This window comes from Paenibacillus sp. NPDC057886 (assembly GCF_042796655.1).
Taxonomy (GTDB): Bacteria; Bacillota; Bacilli; order Paenibacillales; family Paenibacillaceae; genus Paenibacillus.
Genome location: NZ_JBHVMZ010000001.1, coordinates 553,028 through 575,368, shown reverse-complemented (window position 1 = coordinate 575,368; position 22,341 = coordinate 553,028). Strand labels below are relative to the sequence as shown.

21 protein-coding genes are annotated in these 22,341 nt (G+C 47.3%); 7 read left to right on the top strand and 14 right to left on the bottom strand.

From position 1 onward, the window contains the following. Positions 1–10 precede the first annotated feature (10 nt). From ACFVQB_RS02590 to ACFVQB_RS02560, 7 genes are all read right to left on the bottom strand, one after another. Entirely contained in the window at positions 11–763 is a 753-nt protein-coding gene (locus tag ACFVQB_RS02590) for a vWA domain-containing protein (protein ID WP_379434858.1), read from the bottom strand. A 33-nt stretch (positions 764–796) separates the two neighbouring features. Further along, positions 797–2,845: a serine/threonine-protein kinase gene (locus ACFVQB_RS02585; protein ID WP_379434857.1), complete on the bottom strand. Its 2,049-nt coding sequence runs from the start codon at positions 2,843–2,845 to the stop codon at positions 797–799. A 157-nt stretch (positions 2,846–3,002) separates the two neighbouring features. Continuing rightward, positions 3,003–3,278 carry a WXG100 family type VII secretion target gene (locus ACFVQB_RS02580; RefSeq protein WP_017689071.1) on the bottom strand — a complete coding sequence of 92 codons (276 nt, stop codon included), beginning with the start codon at positions 3,276–3,278 and terminating at the stop codon, positions 3,003–3,005. 194 nt (positions 3,279–3,472) lie between these two features. Then, complete coding sequence (locus ACFVQB_RS02575; protein ID WP_063566322.1) at positions 3,473–4,021, bottom strand: WXG100 family type VII secretion target; 549 nt, start codon at positions 4,019–4,021, stop codon at positions 3,473–3,475. 6 nt (positions 4,022–4,027) lie between these two features. After that, complete coding sequence (locus ACFVQB_RS02570) at positions 4,028–4,858, bottom strand: hypothetical protein (RefSeq protein WP_109999890.1); 831 nt, start codon at positions 4,856–4,858, stop codon at positions 4,028–4,030. A gap of 16 nt (positions 4,859–4,874) precedes the next feature. Continuing rightward, positions 4,875–8,879: a type VII secretion protein EssC gene (gene essC, locus ACFVQB_RS02565; RefSeq protein WP_379434856.1), complete on the bottom strand. Its 4,005-nt coding sequence runs from the start codon at positions 8,877–8,879 to the stop codon at positions 4,875–4,877. 56 nt (positions 8,880–8,935) lie between these two features. Then, on the bottom strand, positions 8,936–9,256 hold the full coding sequence (locus tag ACFVQB_RS02560) for a hypothetical protein (RefSeq protein WP_379434855.1): 321 nt from the start codon (positions 9,254–9,256) through the stop codon (positions 8,936–8,938). Positions 9,257–9,679: 423 nt separating this feature from the next. Here ACFVQB_RS02560 and ACFVQB_RS02555 point away from each other — a divergent pair, with 423 nt between their 5' ends. After that, complete coding sequence (locus tag ACFVQB_RS02555) at positions 9,680–9,919, top strand: hypothetical protein (RefSeq protein ID WP_024630323.1); 240 nt, start codon at positions 9,680–9,682, stop codon at positions 9,917–9,919. A gap of 125 nt (positions 9,920–10,044) precedes the next feature. Here ACFVQB_RS02555 and ACFVQB_RS02550 read toward each other — a convergent pair whose 3' ends face one another. The 5 genes from ACFVQB_RS02550 to ACFVQB_RS02530 form a co-directional block, all read right to left on the bottom strand. Beyond that, positions 10,045–10,197, bottom strand: a complete 153-nt coding sequence (locus ACFVQB_RS02550; protein ID WP_379434854.1) for a hypothetical protein — start codon at positions 10,195–10,197, stop codon at positions 10,045–10,047. Positions 10,198–10,510: 313 nt separating this feature from the next. Further along, a complete protein-coding gene (locus ACFVQB_RS02545) occupies positions 10,511–11,050 on the bottom strand; it encodes a GNAT family N-acetyltransferase (RefSeq protein WP_379434853.1) in 540 nt (179 codons plus the stop codon). Positions 11,051–11,114: 64 nt separating this feature from the next. Beyond that, complete coding sequence (locus tag ACFVQB_RS02540) at positions 11,115–11,453, bottom strand: L,D-transpeptidase (RefSeq protein WP_379434852.1); 339 nt, start codon at positions 11,451–11,453, stop codon at positions 11,115–11,117. Positions 11,454–11,509: 56 nt separating this feature from the next. Then, the gene (gene rsgA / locus ACFVQB_RS02535) at positions 11,510–12,589 is read right to left on the bottom strand and encodes a ribosome small subunit-dependent GTPase A (protein WP_379436269.1); all 1,080 of its coding nucleotides are present in this window, start codon (positions 12,587–12,589) and stop codon (positions 11,510–11,512) included. A 493-nt stretch (positions 12,590–13,082) separates the two neighbouring features. Further along, positions 13,083–13,676, bottom strand: coding sequence for a DUF2087 domain-containing protein (locus tag ACFVQB_RS02530; RefSeq protein WP_379434851.1), 594 nt, complete (start codon positions 13,674–13,676; stop codon positions 13,083–13,085). A 176-nt stretch (positions 13,677–13,852) separates the two neighbouring features. On the opposite strand from ACFVQB_RS02530, the gene ACFVQB_RS02525 reads away from it, so the two are divergent. From ACFVQB_RS02525 to ACFVQB_RS02515, 3 genes are all read left to right on the top strand, one after another. Continuing rightward, positions 13,853–14,851, top strand: a complete 999-nt coding sequence (locus ACFVQB_RS02525) for a YpdA family putative bacillithiol disulfide reductase (protein WP_379434850.1) — start codon at positions 13,853–13,855, stop codon at positions 14,849–14,851. Between the two features lie 5 nt (positions 14,852–14,856). Beyond that, positions 14,857–15,300, top strand: a complete 444-nt coding sequence (locus ACFVQB_RS02520) for a DUF441 domain-containing protein (protein WP_024630316.1) — start codon at positions 14,857–14,859, stop codon at positions 15,298–15,300. 185 nt (positions 15,301–15,485) lie between these two features. Beyond that, positions 15,486–16,001: an ADP-heptose synthase gene (locus ACFVQB_RS02515; protein WP_379434849.1), complete on the top strand. Its 516-nt coding sequence runs from the start codon at positions 15,486–15,488 to the stop codon at positions 15,999–16,001. A 126-nt stretch (positions 16,002–16,127) separates the two neighbouring features. Here ACFVQB_RS02515 and ACFVQB_RS02510 read toward each other — a convergent pair whose 3' ends face one another. Together ACFVQB_RS02510 and ACFVQB_RS02505 are read right to left on the bottom strand one after the other, a co-directional pair. Next, complete coding sequence (locus ACFVQB_RS02510; RefSeq protein WP_376033358.1) at positions 16,128–16,577, bottom strand: NUDIX domain-containing protein; 450 nt, start codon at positions 16,575–16,577, stop codon at positions 16,128–16,130. 71 nt (positions 16,578–16,648) lie between these two features. Further along, a complete protein-coding gene (locus tag ACFVQB_RS02505; RefSeq protein WP_024630313.1) occupies positions 16,649–16,945 on the bottom strand; it encodes a HesB/YadR/YfhF family protein in 297 nt (98 codons plus the stop codon). A 532-nt stretch (positions 16,946–17,477) separates the two neighbouring features. Between ACFVQB_RS02505 and ACFVQB_RS02500 the strand changes: the two genes are divergently transcribed. The 3 genes from ACFVQB_RS02500 to ACFVQB_RS02490 all read left to right on the top strand — a co-directional run bounded on the left by ACFVQB_RS02500 (position 17,478) and on the right by ACFVQB_RS02490 (position 22,339). Next, positions 17,478–19,223, top strand: a complete 1,746-nt coding sequence (locus tag ACFVQB_RS02500; protein WP_379434848.1) for an ABC transporter ATP-binding protein — start codon at positions 17,478–17,480, stop codon at positions 19,221–19,223. Between the two features lie 12 nt (positions 19,224–19,235). Continuing rightward, on the top strand, positions 19,236–21,326 hold the full coding sequence (locus tag ACFVQB_RS02495) for an ABC transporter ATP-binding protein (protein WP_379434847.1): 2,091 nt from the start codon (positions 19,236–19,238) through the stop codon (positions 21,324–21,326). A 329-nt stretch (positions 21,327–21,655) separates the two neighbouring features. After that, positions 21,656–22,339, top strand: coding sequence for a TetR/AcrR family transcriptional regulator (locus ACFVQB_RS02490; protein ID WP_379434846.1), 684 nt, complete (start codon positions 21,656–21,658; stop codon positions 22,337–22,339). Positions 22,340–22,341 lie beyond the last annotated feature (2 nt).

Genomic DNA, 22,341 nt, shown 5'->3' with positions numbered 1-22,341 from the left:
GATTCCCCTCCTATCTCACAGGCGTAGCAGCGGACATCTGAAATCCGATGGATACCAGTTCTGCACAAGTACCAGGAAGCATCATCAGTGCACCAGGTGAAAGCAAATAATCCGCCTCAACCAGCATTTCACGATAACTTTCCGGCAGAACTGAGGACATATTGCGCAGCTTCTCCCCATGTTCATCCTGAAGGATCGTCTGCTGAGATATTCCCTTCCATCTTCGGGGCTCCGGAATAGGGCCTTCCAGCAGATGATCGGATATAAAAATATTCTCGACGAGTACATTGCCATCAGGCACACTCATACCCATGATTCTTTTGGCAATGGGCTCCGGATCTTCGCCTGTAGCTACCCCATCGGTCATATGACATACAAGCGGCGCAGGACAATCCTGCATATTTGGAATTTCAGCCTGTAGAATTTTCTCAGCCTGCAGGAAAGCCTTCGCTGAATCCGAGAATCTTTTCGGCGTTAAGTCGGGCAAGGAGCCTACAGCAGCGATTTCATCGATGCCCTTAATCCCGTTCAACAGATCGTACACATCATCGCTGTATGCCAGAATCGCGATCCTGTAACGGGGTGTTAATCGGTTCCCCTTGGTCGAACGAAACACCATTTGGCGAATAGCCAGAGATAAGGCATCATAGACGACATCAATCCGCCGACGGTTGTCCAGAACCATATTCATGGAGGCGCTAATATCAATTAAATAGATAATCAGTGCAGGTGTGCGCTGGGATGCTTGAATTGTGTAGTTCATCTGGGATGTGTCACCTCCGTCGTTTACGTTATTTTACAAGTTGGGCAATGTATAATCGGTATTGCTCAGGAATTTATTGATCGCATTCATTCGTGCTGCCACTTTACCGACACCTTTGAAATAGCTCGCATCGGTATTGTACAGATTTTTGAAATCACGCGCGTATGATTCGGCATTCTCAATTTTCCTGCCTTTTTGCGCATTATACGTTTTATTGTAATGGGCAATCAGTGTGACAACATTCTGGGCCCGTTTTTTCTTGAGCGCAGCTTTCTGGGCCGCCTCCTGTTTTCGCTGAGCCTCGGCTGCTGCCTTGCGCTCGGCTTCCTGCTTAGCAATTTTGGCGTCATTTTCTTTTTTCCAGACCAGATACGCTTCATATTTCGCCTGTTTGTCGTACTTTTCCTGTTCTGCCTTCTTGGCTGCATCAAGCTTCTGTTGCTTCTGCTTGGCAAGATAAGCCTCATATTTCGCCTGCTTATCATACTTGGCCTGAAGCGCTTTACGCTCTTCTTCCTTCTTCTTGGCCTCTGCCTGCTTTTTCTCCGCTTCAGCCAACTTTTTCTTTTCCTCTGCATCAAGCTTCGCTGCATCTGCTTCTTTTTGTTTCTTTTCTTCTTCCTGCTGCTTCAGCGCAGTCACCCTCGCAGCTTCAGCCTCTTCCGCAGCCTTTAGTTCGGCCTGATCAGCCAATATTTTAACCGTCGGCACGGTTCCAGCCAGCAGTACAATCAGCACCGCCGAAGAAATCATAAACTTTTTGGATCGATAAAAAGGAATCTTGGCTGGCTGGGCTGCATCATCATGCTTGGGATTTAGCTTCGCGTCCAGCTCTTGAATCGCAGCCTCAACTTCCATTTGCATCGCACTGTTATCCGGAATGAAATGATGCAGGGAACGATACACTTCCAACGCCGCAGCCGGTTTGCCTTCATCCTCCAATGCTCTCGCCTGAAGGAAGAGACGATTTACTACCGCTTCCTGACCAGGCGAAGGTTCCACGGCGGGCACGTTCTGATCCGTATTTCCCTGCTTATCCGATATACCGCTCGCTGCTTCTGTCCCTTTGATCTGGTTCGTCTCCACTGCATTTGTCTGGTCTGAAGTCTTGACTTCAGATTTTTCAACAGATGCTGCACTTGCCAGATGGATGTCCACAGCAGCCAGCGCCACGAACCATTCGCCAAACGTAGGACAGTTGCTGAGATCATGACTCTCCCAGGCACGAATAAACAGATCGGACACCTTAGATCCCCAGCGCTTCTGCAGCGACTCTCTCATGGCATAATAACGTTCATTTACCGTCTGCATTTCGTGCTGGTCAAAATAACTTTCTCCCCATGCTTTCTCCACAATCGATGCATCAGACCAACTTAACATTTCAGCAATGATAACTGCTCCGGCAAAACGATCGGCATACGCACTCCACAAACCGCTGTGCACTGTCCGATGGGCCGCATACCCCGGTGAACCGGCAAGCAATGCATCCGGACGATCCATTCTGGAACCGTACATCTGCTCTACATCTACCAGTTCAACTGCTGAAACCCCTCTCAGGTTCTCCACTTCGGAAAAAAACGGAATCATCACATTGGGTGCGGACAAATCACAATGAGCCAGTCCGCGCTGTTCCATGGCCGAGCCGGTCCCGGCCAGGGCTCTCGCCAGCTTCAGACTTTCCTCTGCTGTCAGCTGCTTCTGATCGCTGATTACATCGAACCAGGTCAGACCATGCACCCACGGCATCAATACCGCATACAACAGATCAGGATGTTCTCCAATGAGCGCTCCGTTTCTTTCCGGAGTGAGCACATCACGCTTGCATACCTGCAAACCTGGCAGTTCACTATAAGACTCCATATGCTCAGACTGATACACCATAGCCGGGATACGGAATTTAGGAAAAAATACTTTTAGTGCTTTGGCCCCACTTATGGAACCGTTTCGGGGTAACAACTGATAGACGATACCCTGCCTTCCAGCTTGGGCGTAAGCCAGACCAGGTGCAGCCGGATGCTGCCCAATGATATAGGCAATGTCGTTAATCACCACTTCATCCCCGGGATTTGGTTGAAAAGACATGCTCATCCCTCTCTCTGTCATTCTGTCATAGTGCAACAAAAACCGGGTGTTGTGAAAACGCCCGGTTTTTGCTGTAGTTGTAAATCATCAGCTTGCTTCCTGCATATGATTCTGGGCGAATTCGGATATGGAACCTGCCCGAACTATGTATCGCAGATTAGCGAGCTTGGTCTGCCGTACGGAATTTGTTGGCAATAGCCGTCAGTTCCGCGCTGATGCTATTCAGCGTTTGAACGAAAGATTGCATTTGTTTGCTGGCTTCCTGGAATTCCTGGAAGAAGCGTTGTTTCGTCATACCTTCCCATTGTCCTTCCATGCTTGTGATGGATTGAGTCAATGTAGAAACGATTTGCTGACTTTGCTCACCGCTTTGTTTAAATTGGTTGGAAACCTGATCAAGCTGTTCTGGGGTAACTAAAATACGTCCTGCCATTTGTAAATTCCTCCTTGGTTTGTGCAATTAAATTCACTTGTTCAAATTGTACTATACAAGGATCGATCGGACAAAAGCCGAAGGACCTAATCCTATTTACCCCATTTTTGGCATTCGAAACTTCACCTAACAGCCTATTTATACAAAAATTCACTTTCTGCTGTCTTGCTTATTCAGCCTTGTACCCCGTGAGCTCAGGAAACCACAGGTTCGGTTCCTCTTCTCCCACGAAAGGAGGGATCTGTGAATCTCCACGCCACAGGTTCAGGCTGCATGGCCTGAATCAGGGTCGCCGGCGAGCCATCAGGCGGTGCGGCATCCTGTACACGGTACACTGCCGCTACCGCGGAAAATGGATCGGATACAACAGCAGCAGTTGCCGAATGCGCAGGCATAATCTCTCCTGCACGCTCCGTCTGAAGAACATTCAACATATTGACCGCATTGCCATAGGCTGTGTTCACATGACTCAACACTGTACGATACTCCATGTCCACCTGCTGGAATAACAAGGCCTTGCGTCCCAGCTGTACGCTCAAGTCCATAAAACGACGTACTGCTGCTTCGCAGAGTCGCTTGCTGTGATTCCATTCATTCATGATCGCGGCGCGGGCTTCAAGATCCCACTCCAGCGAATGAATGGCCTGATCCAATACTGTCATCTTTTGCTGTATTTGCTCCGCCGCATACTGAATCTGCCTGCTCAGTGCCCGAAGCACATCCGGTTCCACACGAATGCGCATTTACCATCACCTTTCCTCTTCCCCTGCAGGCTGTTTAAGCCAGTCCAGCAGCATCTCGTGAAACTGTTCTCTTGTAGTCAGTGCTGCAACAAGCCAATCATCTGAAGCCGCAGTACTCATGCGAAACAGCCAGTTGGATACCGTACTTGCAGCGAAAGCTGCAGACTGTGATTTCCACCCTTCTCCGTTCCATACGAGCAACCGCAGTTCCCCCTCTGATTCCTTGTTCACCAGACAGCGCGCAAGCGCAAGTGACCCCTCAGGATCGCTCGTCTCTTGTACCAACTCATCAGCCACTGCCTGTAATTCTTTGTTCTTCAGATCATTCATCACATCATAGAATTTTTTCTTGGAGCACATCAGAGCCGGCTTTTCCGCCGGAGAATGACCACTCCAATTCATTCTTTGAATCAGAAAATCAATCGCTTCACGAACATTCCCCAGATCACTCAGCCGGAACGAATCCGGTTCGTCTGCAACACGGGATACTTCAACGACACGTTCATCCGTGCAGTGCACATAACTTTCATACGACTTGCCGCTGTGCGTGTAGCGAATCCAGCAAGCCCTGTCGGACAGTCCCGCAATGGCTACCCTGGAGAAAACGGTCGGTGTCATGATCAGCTCATTGCTGTCCTGATCCTGAATCAGATATCCTTTGTCGAGCAGGGATGTTTTCACACGCTCCCACTCCAAAGCAATGTCTTCCGCCATATATCCGCGGAACGGATCTTCCACGCCAAGCAATCGGTCTGAACCGAGAATACCGGCCAGGAAAAAAAGCTCTTTTATTTGCAAAGTGACTACCTTTTGCTTGGAATCATGAACCGTCAACATTATGAGCCACCTCCCCTCAAACTACAACATGCCATCGGTCACGAATTTCAGAAATCCAATCGGTCATTTTCCAGGTGCCATCACATGGAATTGCACCTTTAACCCTGGAATATTTACGTTTTACATAATAACCTTGACCCGGAGGCAGTACCTTCAGCCCATTTGAACTCCCCCCGGATTCCGAATAAGGTATACGGAAGAACGAGAGATCATTAGGGTCTAAAGTCCCGAACAACAATCCGCTCTGGGAAGCCTTCACATCGTTCACCCAGTCAGAACCAAAGGTTGGGAAGTCTGCCGGAACTCCTGACAGAATCACATGTATGCCTCGATCCCTGCCTTGACGAACGATCGCTCCCAATTGATCCTTCACATTAAAATCATTTAATTGTTTGGATAACGTATCCGCATCGTCTATAACAAGAACGATCTCCGGTCCACCGGTTAACTCGCCTCTTTTTAGAACTTCATCGTACAACTGTTGGATCACAGGTGCAAGCTGTTCTTCACGGGATACATGTCCACGGACATGGGGCAAACTGCTGATTTCCCCCAGTCCTCCGGAACCATACCGCATATCTACCGTGTATATTTGCACGTCTTCAGGAGACGCATGATAGGCAAGGGATAACATCCAGGTCAGCAAAAATGTCGTTTTTCCGCCTTCCATCGGACTCGTAACCATGAAATGCGGCCCTTCACGCAAATTCAGCTGGAAGGGTTCCAGATCATCGGTCAGCAAACCTACGGGTACTGTTAAGGATGATACGTCTCCGACTTGCCCGAAGGTTCCTGTACGGATAAGCACATCTTTGAGCTTAACCTCTTCCGGGAGAGGCGCAATCTGCGGCGCTTCTTCTCCGTTCCAGCCTTCTCCGATTTCTGCAATTGTGCGGCGCAGAGCGGAGGAACGCTTGCCTTCATCTGCTCCGGATGACGGCAACGCCGCCTGGAACATCAGTGGAGGAACCTGTCCTTTGACCAATCCTCTTCCAGGTGGAAGCTGGCTAGGTGCCTTGGACGGCCGACCCACTGCGTAATAATAGTCGCTTGGATCAGATAATTCAAACGAAACCGCATTGGGAATATTGCTTCTGAATTTCTCGAATACATCCGTAACACGGTTGGCCGTGAGGATAAATGTGATTCCCAGGCTGCCGCCTTCACGAAGGATCGTTTCCAGAAGTTCATTCTCCTCGGGATACGCATTTCGGAAAGAAAGATAACCATCGATAACAACTACAATTTGCGGTACGGCTGCATGGGCTGTGCGACGGTAGGCTGATATTGTCTTAACCCCGGCTTCCGAGATCATGTCTTTGCGTTGTGCTGACAGTTTCAGGATGTATCGGAATAACCGCTTGATCCGATCTTCCTCTTCAGACATCATTACCGCACCGATCTGAGGCAAGCCTGCGAAATCCTTCATCATCCGGCCCATATCAATAATATAGCCATGCCAAGGCTCAGTCCGCTTAGAACGGGCCAGTGACATCAGCAAGGTTTGCACAAACGTCGTTTTCCCCAGACCAGGCATACCGTATACAACCAGATGTCCCTGATCCACCGGAAGTGCGAGCGGCTGCTGTCTTTGATTAGGCAGATCATCGAGCAGGCCAACTACAGGATTCAGGCCACTGGCACCGCCGTCAAGCAATGCCTCACGATTCTCTTCTTCCTGCCAGTCGTTAAGGCTTTCCCATTCGAGTGTTTCAGGCAAGGGCGGCAACCATGGTCCTGGTAATCGGGTGATCCCCGCCTCTGCTGCTGCTTCCGCCACATAATCAATAAATACCTGAAGCTGCTTGGGCACATCCTCCCCTTTGAGCACAGCTCTGCGCTCTCCAGTTAAGAGTGGCTCCCGTTTCCCATTCAAACGAACTTCCATAACAGGCAGTACCGTCGTTGTATCTTCCTGCTGATTATACGGCGCACCGCTCCAGGCAAATTGCATTTCCTCAAACACTTCATCACTGCCTACCTGGAAATATCCACGACCCGGCTTGGTGATCCAGGCCGCATTCGGAATTTTGATCATATCCCGACTATCCCCTTCACTTTGAACGCGAAGACAGATACGGAAACGAGAATTGCTCCAGATTTTATCATCGACCACACCGGCAGGCTTCTGGGTTGCCAGTATTAGATGTACACCCAGTGTCCGGCCGATGGCCGCTATGCTGATTAATTCATCCATGAACTCCGGCTGATCCCGCTTTAATTGAGCAAACTCGTCAATGATGATAACTAAGTGCGGCAACGGCTGTTCATGTCTGGAACGCAGAATTTTGTAATACTCGTCAATGTGCTGGAGATTTCCTGCATCATTTAATATTTTTTGCCTTCTGACCAGTTCCGCCCGAAGTGAAATATTGGCTCGTTCAATCAAATTCCCATCCAGATTGGTGATCGTGCCGACGACGTGAGGCAGGCCCACAAATGTATTCGACATCCCGCCGCCCTTATAGTCAATCAACATAAAGGCCAGATCATGCGGATGGAACTCGGCAGCCAGAGAGGCCACAATCGACTGGATAACTTCACTTTTGCCGGAGCCCGTTGTACCTGCGATCAGACCATGCGGGCCATGGCCCTGACGTTCGATTTTATCATGTAAGTTAATCGCAATTTTCTTGCCGCCAGCTCGCACGCCCATTGGTACAGGAAGTGTGTCCGGGTAACGTGTCTGGCTCCAGCGTGTGACCACGTCCAGATCCTCTACTCGTGATGTACTTAACATATCGAACAACGGAAGCATCTGTGGTATATCCGAAGCGGATGAACGTTTCAGACGGATCGGTGACATATAACGCGAGAGCGCCTCTGCGGACTCTCTGGAGATCACATCTGGCGTGTACGTTTGTCTGATCACGTCGGCATCCTCGGTTTTTTTGATATAGAGTCCATTGCCTTTCGAAGCCTCCATAATTAACTGACAATGCATGGGTAGCGATTCCTTGCGGTTTGCCAGAATGATGGTACACACATCGATCTCCTGTGCCGATTCCAGCAGCAGGGGAAGCAGCGGCTCTTCTTCTATTAATTGAGTATCCGAGAGAACCACCACATAACATGGAGTTTGCACGGTTTTCTTGTAGCGATCTTCCTTATTATTGCGCCTACGGTTCAACACGGAAAACAAGCTGTCCGCCAATTGATGCGCACCGCTGTGCCTGTCGGCCATATAGCGTTGTCCCTGATCTTCATCCCAAATGTGGGGCAGCCAGCGCAGCCAATCCCATTCCTTTGATTCCTTTTCTTCATAAAAGGCAGCAATCTTTAATTCATCCGGTGAATGACGAACGGTCAGTTGTGAGATGATCACTCGAAGTGAAGAAAGTACTTCCTCACGATTACCGACGAGGCCCATCACTTTGGACTGAAACAGGGGTAATGTAATCGACGCATCTGGCACCGTCTCGAATTCAGCAGCGAGTTCATGAGCCGCTTCAATCAACTCATCCTTTTCATACCCGTCCACACGAGGAACCTGCAGTTTGATCCGAAAAGGAATTTCTCCCGTGCCAATTCGCACCTGTAAGAAGTCATCATCCTCAGGGGAACGTTCCCATAACGAACTGTTGCGATTCTTGACCACTTGCAGACACACATTAGGATCTCCATGAATCTCATATAGACTCTTCACTTGCTCTGACTGGGCTTCCTTCAGTTCTTCACGGTGCTTCTCCAGCTGTGCACGATACATGGCTGTACGCTCTTCCAGCTTTTTGCGATAGGACTTCTTGTTGCTCAGATACACAAAAAACGGAATGGTATATGACGTAAGCATCATCATGACAGTCATCATCTGAAACATCATATAATTGGGGTTGCCCATTTTGCCCGTCATGTTGATATATACGTAGAATCCGATACTGACCATCGTCATCATGATCGGTATTATAATAGAAATCATTGAAAACGTAGGTTTGCTCGGCTCTGTTGGAGGTCTGAGAATTTCCAGCCTTTCTTCCTTAAGAACCGGTGTCATTCTTGGAGAACGCTGATATAACACATTCACGAAGAGAAGACCTCCTTATATTTCATTGCCGTAATCAATATATACGCCCAGATCGTTCATTCGTTGCTGTCCTGCTGAAACAATGAACGTCTTCCATACACTGGCGCTTCTTCAGAAGTAGTGGAGAACGCCCGTTGTACCCGTACACAGCTTCCTTGACGCAGCCCTGTTTCCATTAACTGTTGTGCGTTCTGTGGCGAGAACCACAATCCTTCCGGAAATTTGGCTTCAAGGATGTACTGAATGCCCTCTCCCGGTGCCCGACCGAAAATGCGGACTCCCAGCAATGTCTTCAGATGTTCGATAGTACATTCATCCGGGACCTCGATGTCGAACCAGTCGCCTTCCTCCCGGCCGGAATACACGGTAAGAATCAAAATAATCCCTCCCATGGTCTCATATGTAAATTGTCCTAGTGTCAAATTAAATTAAAAAAATGCAGATGAAACGCTATTCCAACCCTATTTTCTTACATTAACACCCTGTTTGCAATGTGCAACCTGTAATTTCGTTACATATGACCCACGTATATATTAAAATATCGTCCATTCGACTCAGAACTTTCGAGGCAGTAGTCACGTTAATTATTGCAAGGATGCGAAACTATACATCTTTCTTCCATATAAATGGAAGCTGTAAACTGATTTTTCGGGAAATTTTATTGCTTCGCCCACAATTGAATTGTGAACACTTTTCAAACATTGCTCACCTTTATGTTTTCATAAGCTGATTTTAAGGTAATTTTAAGCATTGGAATTTAATATAACCAGTAAGAAATAACTCTCGTGAGGTGATTTCTAGTGAGAACACTAATAACTTTTCAAAACAAATCAATCCCTGTATATTTTAATCAAGAAAACAAACAACCTGTGCAAAAGACACTCCGATTGCTTAGCAGTGCCCTTGAGCATAAGATTAGCAATGGTAAACGCGCTTTACAGAAATGTCTGCAATCATTGATTAGTATTGAGATTGTCGGTGGTGAAGCCATTCTTCACAGCCGTAGCGAAAATGACTCCCTCGCCTTATCCCTTTATTAAGATGGGTCAGTTGTTTACTTCAACATGGAAACGGCGAATTCATTTATTCGCGAACATAAGGAAAAGGAAGCTTGCCGCTAAGGACAAGCTTCCTTTTTTGTGTACCCAATCCCTTTTATCTATTTCTAATGCAATCTGCTGACGACATAAGAATTTTCGTGTTCTTCTTCCATCTCGGCCTTTTGGATCCGAATGACAAACAACCGAACCAGATTATCACGCGTATTTTCTTCCTGACAAGTATTCAGCTTTCTCAGAATGAAACGGTCAATGGACATGAAGTTCAGGCCCCTTTACCTATTGGATTTACGGATCTGTTCTGCCCGTGTATCCATAAATAACCAGATTACAGGTACACCAAACAGCTTTTTCGCATCATTTCCTGACCTATTTTTCATATGTGTAAAAACATGCAAAAGACCGCCCCATCAAGCTTGAGGCGGACTCTGCGCAATCTTTGTCACTCTTTCTCGAACCCTATCTGATTATAAAATAAAGTATTTTCTAATCCATGTTCGCTGAGCAACAGCCGGGGCTACGGAACGAAAAAGCTCCTCATTGCTCAACACATTCAGCCAAATTTTCATTCATTCAACTACCGGGCACCGTCTTCTCTCCAAAAAGAGTCAAGTCCTCCCATCCATAAGCAACCTCTAACAGATCTTGACCGCCAATCCGGATATGCTGTGTTTGGACAGGAATTCCGCCCATTTTTTCATAGAAACGACAGGCTGAGTTTTGCTCCAGTGCCCAGATCAACAAATTTCTCATGTCCAGTGAATGGAGATAACGAATGACGTGTCTCGCCAGTTGCTGGCCAATACCCGTTTGTTGCACTTCTTTCAGTAAATAAATAGCATACAGCTCAGCATCGTAAGGTAGCTTGCCTTCACGTTCCTTTCCACCGCAGGCGAATCCGACAATTTTCCCATCTTCTTGTTCAGCCACCACCAGAATCTGATGCTTTTCGCCAGAACGGATATTTCGCTCCCATTGGGACAGCCTTGATTCCGTAATCAGATTGTCCAAAAAATCATCCGGCACGATCCCTCGATATGTCGTCTTCCAACTCTCTGTATGTACATGGGCTACGGCTTCCGCATCCCCTTCACGCGCTGGTCTGATTCGCATGTTATTACTCCCTTTCTCTCGGCCACGCCGTGACTTTAGAATCCCCTTCTTCATAAATCCGGCCCTAGGGCCGGATCGTTACTTGTGTGCCCACCGACACTTTGGAAGACAGATCCAACACATCCGAGTTATACATGCGTATGCATCCATGAGAAACGGACTTGCCAATGGATGAAGGATCATTGGTTCCATGAATCCCATAATGCGGCGCAGACAACCCCATCCAAAGAACGCCAAATGGCCCTCCAGGATTTTCTTGTTTGTTAATAATCGTAAACACGCCGTTAGGCGTCTGCGTGAGCATCTTGCCTATAGCGACAGGATAGCCCTTAACCACCTGTGGGCCATCCAAAAGATATAACATGTGATCCGACAGGTCTACGATGATGCTGTAATCTGGCATGATGACATCCCTCCTGACCTATCCTATGCAGGATACAGAGGGATGCCCACCTGGTCTCAGGCCTCTTCCCAGTCTTTTGTACTGCGGACATGCTTCGGTTTGCGGGAACTGACGGGTTTGCTTGAAGCGGTCCGTCGTTTGGATGCAGCCTCTTCCTTGCGCTGCTGAAATTTCAGTTCCTTCTGCATTTTCAAGTAGTTACCCAGCCTTTTTTCATCTAATGAACCTTCCTGAATAGCCTCCTTCACGGCGCAACCGGCTTCCCGGGTATGCGTGCAATCCTGAAACCTGCATTCCGTTGCGAGCTGCTCAATTTCACCAAAGGCATGTGACAACCCATCCTGACCTTCATCCCACAGATTGAGTTCACGCATTCCCGGCGTGTCAATTAATACCGCTCCCTGCGGCAGTACAAATATTTCCCGATGGGTGGTCGTATGTCGTCCACGGCTGTCGTCTTCACGAACGGCCTGCGTGAGCTGTACACTCTCGCCCATCATCCAGTTGACCAGGGTAGACTTGCCACTACCGGAAGAACCCGTCAAGGCAACCGTTGTGCCTGGAGACAGAAATTTTTCAAGTAAAGATTTGCCCTGATCCTGAACAGCTGATATTGCCAACACTTCAATCCCTGGAGCAATGCCTTCCACCAGCGAAATTTGTTCTTCCACATTCTCACACAGATCACTTTTGCTTAGAATGATGACAGGTCTGACTCCACCATTCCAGGCCATCATAATGTATCTTTCGAGCCGTCTTAGATTAAAGTCATGATTAAGAGCGGCAACAATCAGCAATGTATCCACATTCGCCGCAATCAATTGCTCTTTGGTCACTGGACCAGCGGCTTGTCTGGATACCCTGCTCTGCCGTGGCACAATGCTGTGAATGATGGCTTCTTCTCCAGCTTGCCCTGTAACAGCGACCCAATCCCCCACGGCTGGTACAATGCCAGTCTCCTCATGATCATGACGCATGCGCCCGGATACTCTTCCCCAGCATTCTCCCTCAGCGGTAATCAGGCGAAGCAATTGCCCGTGATCCGCAATAATTCTTGCCGGTTTTCTTAATTGTTCTTCCATGCCCGTCTGCTGCCACAACTCCTGCCACTTTGCAGACCAGCCGTATTTCTCCATCGTGTTATTCAAAATAAAAATTCCTCCCGATAAATGGTGTGTTATCCTTCATGACACTGACAACAATTAACAATGAGCGCTCCGGTCCGGCATCAAAACCAAATAAGCCACGAGCAGCACTACACCCGCGGCAATAAGAAGTTAGCCGAATGAAAGATTGTTTGTATGGCATTCATATCGGACGCATCATTACGACAATCCGATACTCGTTATCCAGAAACAACCCATTTTCGGCAAACAAAAAGCCACGGGTACGTCACCCGTGGCTTCATCTGTGCATGTTATTCTGTGCTACGTACATATGGACAATATTGCGAACAATACTGCCCAACTGCCGTAAAATTACATGCATTGATCCGTTCCGGAGACGCTGTTCATATTCAAATTAACGTATACTGCCATTAGATTTGTCATTTAACATCGCCTCCCTTGTAGAATTATCCATCATGTTACACAGCTTCAACCGCTTTTGTCAAGTTTAATTATTTTTCATTTATTTCACTTGATCCCAGCGTGTCCACATCTCTTTCGGATTGAGTTCATAGATCCCATCTTCACGGTACATGAACTGGTGCATGATAAACTCCCGACGAATAGTGGCAAAATCCTCATGATAGTTTTGAATAAATGCATTGATCTCTTTCTCCGTATATTTCCGTCCAAATTCAAGCTGCTCTACCAAATAACCCAGTACAATCAGCTTTTTCTTATATTGAGCCGGGATCTGACGCAATCGTCCATCCTTCGAGAAGAAATTCCGCATCACGGACGCCTTCAGCGTCTCATTCACATCACTCATATCGGCAACCTCCTCTTGTCTAAAAATAAAATCAACTGAAGCCTGCGCGTGCTCCCGGATAAAATAGGGATTGAGCGAGAAAAACACCGTATTTTTCTCTCTTCGTTCCTTGATTAGCGCGGCTTCTCTTAGCTTGGATGCATGATGTGTAACGGTTGGCTGAGACAAGTTAAGCTTCTCGGCAAGCGCTTGACCATGAAGTTCTCCCTGGGATAACAGCAGCAGCATCCGAAGCCGCGTCGGATCAGCCAGGGCTTTATGGTAAGCCACAATCTTCTCCAGTTGCATTTCGTTCAACTCACTTTCGTTTAGATGATCATCTAATTTGATACTAGTCTTTTTTCTCTTCCAAGTCAATTCCCTCTAATTAGGATTATTTCTTTACGTCCGTATCCTTCTTGAACTGGCAATGAACCCATATTTACGGTAGGATTATAGTGCTTGAAATAAGGAGGATTAAGAACATGGAAGATGTCATTATTATCGGCGGAGGCCCATGCGGTCTATCTGCTGCCATTGAATGCGAGCGGCTGGGACTGTCCGCTGTAATTGTTGAGAAGTACAATATCGTCCAATCTATTTATCTGTATCCAACCCATATGCAGTTTTTCAGTACAGCGGAATTACTTGAGATTGGGAATCTTCCGTTCAGCACACCGAACGACAAACCTTTTCGTTACGAGGCACTCGCCTATTATCGCAAGGTAGCCGAACATTTCGGCCTGCGTGTTCATAACTATGAGGAAGCCCAAGAAATCAAACGTAAGGACGATGGCACGTTCGAGGTACATACGGTCAATCGACGCGGGCAGGCAATCGTTCATGAAGGACGAAATGTTGTTGTTGCTACAGGTTATTTTGATCACCCGAACTATCTTGGCATCCCTGGCGAAGACAAGGATAAAGTTACTCATTATTTCCGTGAAGCTCATCCTTACACGCGTACACGTGTCGCCATCATTGGAGGCAGTAATTCAGCTGTCGATGCTGCCATGGAACTGGTTCGTGTCGGGGCACATATTGACATGGTTTATCGTGGGAACGGTGTTTCGGAACATATTAAACCATGGGTTCGTCCATTGTTCGAAAGCATGGTGCAGAAAGGCAAAATCTCACTTCACCTTGGCTCACGTGTAAATGAAATTTTGGACGATTCCATTCGTTTGCTGCATTCTGATGGATCTACAAGTGAACTCGACAATGATTTTGTGCTGGCCTTGACCGGATTCCGCCCTGACCGCAAGCTGCTTTCTTCCGTAGGTGTCGAGATGTCCGAGGATATGGATAAACCCGTATATGACCCGCAGACAATGGAGAGCAGCGTACCAGGCATATATGTTGGTGGAGTAATTGCATCAGGACGGAATGCCAATGAAGTATTTATTGAATCCGGGCGCTGGCATGGAAGATATATTGCAGAACATATCGTAGGTCGTCATCGCGGGCAGACCGAAGGGGAATGAAATCGATGGATATGACCTCACTGCTGTTGCTTGTGTTTGCCGCGCTAGGTATTATCAGCAGTAATACACCCGTAACCGTAGCTATGGTATTTCTGTTGTTGCTGCGGGTGCTAAACCTTAATCAGGCGTTTCCCTGGCTGGAAAAGTACGGACTTACGATCGGTATCATCATCCTGACCATTGGTGTTATGGCACCTCTTGCCAGCGGCAAGATCAGTCTGCAGACGATTGGAGAGTCTTTTCTACACTGGAAATCGCTGCTCGCCATTGGTGTCGGATTGCTTGTCGCCCATCTGGGAGGACGAGGAGCTACACTAATGAGTACACAGCCTACCGTCGTTGCCGGGCTGCTTATTGGTACGGTACTTGGGGTTGCCTTGTTCAAAGGTGTACCGGTCGGTCCCCTGATTGCAGCAGGAATTTTATCCTTACTGCTCGGAAAATCATGATCAAAGTTGGGACTTGACATCCTTCTGCTGACTGGCTGTTTTTCCCACCGTTGTATGATATACTTCTATTCATGCAATTCAAGCATCCAAGTCCATAGCAGAGAAATCAATTTAATGATCCTTCATTCAAAATAAAATTGATTCACCTCGCAACTATTAATGGCCGCAGGAGGATTCAGGAACCCATGTCACGTCAGTTTGTTACAGAAGTCGTGATGGTGGCAATTTACGGTCAATTGCTCGCGCCGCCGGCGCCTGTTGAATATATTGTTCCTTACACCACCATCCTGGAGTTATATGAATTTCAGACCAGTCCTGACCCTTTGATGGATAATCCGGCAGATGACCAGCATGTGAAATCCAAGATAAACGAAATGATTTCTTATTTTGAAGAACCGTTGAATAAGAAAAAAATAGAGCGAGCCCTGGCTATTCCCTGGGCCAAAAGTCCGTCCATTCTGTTTGGTGATCAGGTCTCCATCTCCATCATTAATGCGGTTGATACCGCACAATATGGTGAATATTTTGATCCCATTGAGACCGAACTGCTTCTCACTTCACAGCGCCTGGATACCCCCATACTTACCGATCAGGTCGAATTAATTGCACGTATTATTGAATCGGCATCTCCTGTGCAGGTCTTCGATATTGACGATTTTGATTTTGCGATGGATGATGAAGAACCGCTTGATCAAGTCTAATTAGGACAGGAATCTGCTGGTTCACAAGAATAATCATTGTACTCATAGATATGGGGCCATAGATTACGGATTGCCACAACAAAGAATACGCCTTCCCGGAAGGAAAAGGCGTATTCTTTGTTGTATTCATTCTATTTCGGAAGACCTCAGCAGCAAGCGGCTAAAATCATTCAGCCTGGGCAATGATTTGAGATCAAAAAACTTCAGCCCTGCTTCGCTATTTACTCGTGATTCTACGAGCGAATCCTGAACAATTTGCGCCCTGAACATGGCAATGACAAAATATTCTTCATCTCCACTGGCATGCAAATGTCTCAGATTCGGACCGGAATGCAAACCTTCAAGTGTCATATGATTGGTGGTCCACCCCGTCTCTTCCCACAGTTCCCTGTGCGCGGTGTCCTCAATGGCTTCTCCCGGGCGCATCTGTCCCACAGGAATACGCCAATGTCCGTGTTCAGCATGCTGGATCAGCAATAATTCACCTTGTTCATTCTCGGCCCGAACCGCCGCCTTAACAACAATATGAGAGCGATTCGCGATATACTGGGCCAAATCTCGGGCTGGCGGATTCATGTCGTATCTCCTCCTGTTCGAAAATCGGTGCGACCGGTGATGAGCCATTCTATATACGCAGAGATATCACGTTAAATCTCAGTGTAGCGATATTCGATATCCTGTCCTTCTTCAACGACATCTACATGAAGTTGATGACCTTTCAGATACCAGTAATCATGATCTTCCATAAAAAATTGAATACCCGATACCTTCGTTTGATCAGCAGGATGTCTCGGTTCCTCCACGGCAATTCCAAGGGAGAAGCCAGGATGAAGACCTCCGCCGGAGCTATAACGGGCGAAGAATCGAATGCTGTCTCCTTCGTTCAAATTCAGTTCTTCCTTATACCAGCGAGCAGCGCGGTCAGATACATGTATGGTACTCATTTGGTGTCAGCTCCTTCTCTATATATATGTTCCATCATATCGCTACAATGGCATGATTACAAACCTCAACCACCCCAAATACCCAAAAAAAGTTCATTCACTTTGTCATTCCCCCATTACAATCCGCATCATCTTCTGTTTTGGAAAAACGTTTGACAGATTGTAAAATTCGGTGTTAAGATGCAAACATACGAGATCCACATGCAATTTATTACCAAAAAAGAAAGGGTGGTTACGGTGTTTAACAATGACGATCTACATCAATTCAGCATACAACTAAATACCGGAGCACCCATGAAATCGTTATTCCGTTCATAAGTCCGCATCACAGAAGCCTCTAATCAGGTTTGCTGTTTTGTACTCTCACAATCGAACTTTATCTACGGTGGTGGCTCTGCTCTCGGAGCCATGCTGCCGTATGAATGATACCCAAGACATACCGCCTGCGTGCGGTATGTCTTTTTTTGTGGGCTCAAATGGCTAAACATGAACGGAACATGCATTTCACGAACTTGAAAGGAAGGGATACCACTTGTTCTCTGTACTTAAAAATCTGGCCTGGTTTTTCCGGCTGGAACGCAAACGATACCTCATTGGTGTCACCTTGCTTATTATGGTGGGCATCATTGAACTGCTGCCACCTCGTCTTCTGGGCAATGCCATAGACGAGATTGTACGGGGTTCCGTCACCGGCGCCTCACTCACACGCTACATTTTACTTATTCTAGGATCGGTCATCATTATCTATCTGACAACGTACATATGGATGCACAAACTGTTTGGCGGTGCCAATCTGGTTGAACGCTTGCTGCGGTCACGCTCTATGGACCATTTGCTGCGGATGACCCCGCCCTTTTTTGAGAAAAACAGAACCGGCGATCTGATGGCACGTGCCACGAATGATCTTCGTTCCATTGCCACCACAGCAGGCTTCGGCATGCTGACGTTAACCGACTCCACTGCTTTTCTGGCAACCGTATTATTCGCCATGGGTTTTCTGGTTAGCTGGAAACTGACTCTGGCCGCAATCCTGCCTCTGCCTTTTATCGCCATCGCCATGATGATCTATGGTAAAGCCGTCCATCAACGATACACACTGGCGCAGGATGCATTCGGGGATATGAACGATCAGGTGCTTGAATCTATTGCCGGCATTCGAGTCGTGCGTGCCTATGTTCAGGAACGTCTGGACGAGAAAAGGTTCGCTGATGTCACCGAAGATGTGTACCGCAAAAATCTGGCGGTTGCCAAGATGGATGCACTGTTCGAACCTACCATCCGGTTATGTGTCGGACTCAGTTATGTGATTGCACTTGCCTACGGCATTTATCTTGTTTTTCACAATGAAATTACCCTAGGGGATCTCGTATCGTTCAATATGTACCTGGGGATGATGATCTGGCCAATGTTCGCTATTGGCGAATTGATTAACCTGATGCAGCGTGGTAGTGCCTCACTCGATCGTGTTAACGAGACTCTATCTGTAGAACCTGCCGTGAAAGATGTTGAGCAGCCTGCTCATATTATTAATCCGGAAGAGATCGCCATGCAGGATGTCACCTTCCGTTACCCTAGTTCTACCATCGATAATCTCAGTCATGTCAGCTTTTCACTTCGTCGCGGGCAGACACTAGGTATCGTGGGACGTACAGGTAGCGGCAAGTCCACCCTGCTCAAACAATTGCTTCATGAATACCCGGCCGGATCGGGTAAATTAAGCATCTCCGGTCATCCGATTCAGGATATCGCCAAAGATGACCTGCACAGCTGGATTGGATACGTTCCACAGGAACAGGTACTGTTCTCCAAATCAGTTCGCCAGAACATTCAATTCGGCAAGCCGGGTGCAGATGATAGTGTGATTATGGAAGCGATTCGCACCGCAGCCTTTGATGGAGATCTGGGCACATTATCCGATGGACTGGACACACTCGTTGGTGAAAAAGGAATTGCGCTGTCTGGTGGACAGAAACAGCGGGTATCGCTGGCGCGTGCCTTTATCGCCGATCCAGACATTTTGATTCTGGATGATGCCTTATCTGCCGTCGATGCACGAACCGAAGCCAAAATCATTGAAAATATACGCAACAAACGCTCGGGCAAAACAACGCTGATCTCGACTCACCGCCTGTCCGCTATTGAACACGCTGACCGAATCATCGTACTGGAGCACGGGAAAATAACGGAAGAAGGAACCCATCAGGAACTGCTTGCTATGAACGGCTGGTACCGTGAACAGTATGAACGGCAGCAGGTGGAGTCTAATTTGTCCACGTAGGAGGTCAACGCTTTGAAGTCTAATACAGGCAAACGGCTGCTTCAATACGCCCTAAAAGCCAAAGGTACGTTTATTGCCGCTTTAATTATGCTTACGATTGGAGTTGCGGCTGAACTTGCCGGCCCTTTCATCGCCAAGTCCATGATCGACAATCATTTGCTCGCCATTGAGCAACCTTTCTATGAGACTACAGCTTCAAGCGAAGCGGCGGTCTACAATGGAAAGAACTACAAACGTGAAGGCCGGTTTGAACCGGATGAAACGAAGGGTACCGAGGTACGCGTACTGCAAGCCGGTAGAAGTTTTTATTTTGTAAATGAACCCGTTAGTGCCCCCAATGGGGATCGAACTTATGCGGACGGAACACTGACGGTTACACGCACAGGTGAAGTGACGGGTCAATATGCGGCGGTGCCTTTATCCGCTGGTGAACTCTTTGCCTTTTACAAACCGGAAATGCCAAGCATCTATCAACTGATTGTGTATTACATGATCTTCCTTGTCATCTCTGTCATTATGGAGTTTGGCAAAACATACTGGCTGCAATCATCTGCCAACAAAGTCATCCAAAGACTTCGTAACGATGTGTATGCACACATCCAGCGATTGCCGGTACACTTTTTCGACAACCTGCCCGCAGGGAAAGTGGTCTCTCGTGTCACCAACGATACCGAAGCCGTCAAGGATTTGTTCGTTGCGGTTCTGTCGAATTTTTTCTCAGGCATCATTACGATTACGGGAGTGTACGTTGCGCTCTTCCTGCTGGATTTCCGCCTTGGATTGATCTCGCTGTTCGTTGTACCGATGCTGGTTCTGTGGATTGTGCTTTATCGCAAAATCGCTACTCGTTACAATACGATTATTCGTTCACGTCTGAGCGAGATTAATGCAATTATTAACGAATCCATTCAGGGGATGTCCATTATCCGGGTATTCCGTCATCAGAAACAGACCAAACAGGAATTCGAGGATCTGAATGATGATTATATGAAACACCAGAACAAAATGCTCAACCTGAACGCTTTCACCTCACACAATCTGGTTAACGTTTTGCGGAATATCGCTTTTGCAGTTGTTCTGTGGTACTTCGGTTCCAGTGTGTTGGACGGCACGAGCATCATCTCGCTGGGTGTGCTGTATGCATTCGTTGACGTCCTCGGACGTTTGTTCCAGCCGATTACAGGTATGGTGAACCAACTGGCTAACCTGGATTCCTCCCTGGTATCCGCCGGACGTGTATTTGAACTGATGGATGAGAAAGGTGAACCGGTAACCGATGGCTCGATGCCGAGATACAAGGGAAATGTCGTGTTTGACGATGTATCCTTTGCTTATAAAAAAGATTATGTGCTGAACAACATCTCGTTCAAAGCATCACAAGGTCAAACGGTCGCCCTCGTGGGCCATACCGGTTCCGGTAAAAGCTCGATCATCAACTTGCTGTTCCGGTTCTATGATCCACAGAAAGGCAAGATCACGATTGACGGTCAGAACGTGAAGGATCTGCCTAAACAGTGGATTCGCGAACATATGGGCATTGTACTGCAAGATCCATACCTGTTCACGGGTACCGTGGCTTCCAATGTCAGTCTCGGGGATGAGCAGATTACTCGTGCACAGATTGAACAGGCACTGCGGGACGTAGGTGCTGAGCGAATTCTCGCCCATCTTCCGCAAGGATTCGACGAGCCGGTTATTGAAAAAGGGAGCACGTTATCTGCCGGACAACGGCAATTAATCTCCTTCGCTCGTGCACTGGCTTTCGATCCAGCCATCTTGATTCTCGATGAAGCTACGGCGAACATTGATACTGAAACAGAAGCATTAATTCAAAATGCGCTCGAAGTCCTCAAAAAAGGACGGACCACCTTCATCATCGCCCACCGTCTGTCCACGATTCGTTCAGCAGACCAGATTCTGGTCCTGCATCGCGGACGTATTGTTGAACAAGGTGCTCATGATGAGCTGATGGAACTCAAGGGACGCTATTATCAGATGTATCAGTTACAGCAAGGTGCTCAAGCAGCACCGGATACGAATGGAAACAACCCACTGGGCGAGACCATTCGAACCACTTCCTCCTTTGCTGGAGGCGGCGTGTAAGTAGAACGGGAATAAATGTAAATATCATTCAACAACCAACCGATATGCCCGCAGACCTCTTGGTCTGTAGGCATATCGGTTTTATTTTGTCCATGACCCAAAATCCGAAAGAAGGTTGGTTGCTCTATCTACTTTACTCTGATCCCACTTCACTTTTCTCCGCTCTTATTTATCTTTTCTTGATCTTACCTTTTCTCAATTAACTCAGATTTGATCGATATAAACTTCCTTCGTGTTTCACTCCTTCTGATTTCCTCTTATTGACAATGATAACATCTCCTTGTATTATACATACCAACGGTCGGTATCCAAAGAATAAGGAGGTTATTATGGCCAGAAACAAGCATCCTGAACAGACGGTACAGCAGATTCTGAACGTCGCTGCACAGTTGTTCACAGATAAAGGATTTGAAAAGACGAGTATTCAGGACATCATTGTTGCCCTGGGTATGTCCAAGGGAGCTGTGTATCATCACTTTAGATCCAAAGAGGAAATATTAAGCGCTGTCATGGAACAACAGTTCAACTATTCCGCTCAGATGCTGGATCAATTAGTTACAAATACAGCGACCACACCAGCACGAGAGAAGTTAGTTCAGATTTTGGAGTATGTCGTCTCTGATCAACAGGCCCATTCTCTGGATCATGTACTTCGAACCCAGATCAAAAATCCAGTGTTCATTGTACGAGGGATTCAACAGGCTGTGCGGATTGATGCCCCGGTGATTGCAGCGATTTTGCGTGAAGGCATTACAGATGGATCCATCCATACCGAAGATCCCGAAGCTTGTGCAGAAGTATTCATGATGCTGGTCAATATATGGATTAATCCAACACTGTTCGGCCGCAATTCGAGCGAAACAAAGCAACGTCTTTATTTTTTACAGCGGTTGATGAACATGCTTGGTGCCGATATTATGAGTGAATCACTAATTGAACGTATTCTAGACCAACATGCTGCGATGGGCGCTTATCCTATTCTGGATGAAGAGGATGACAGAAATGAGGGATAACC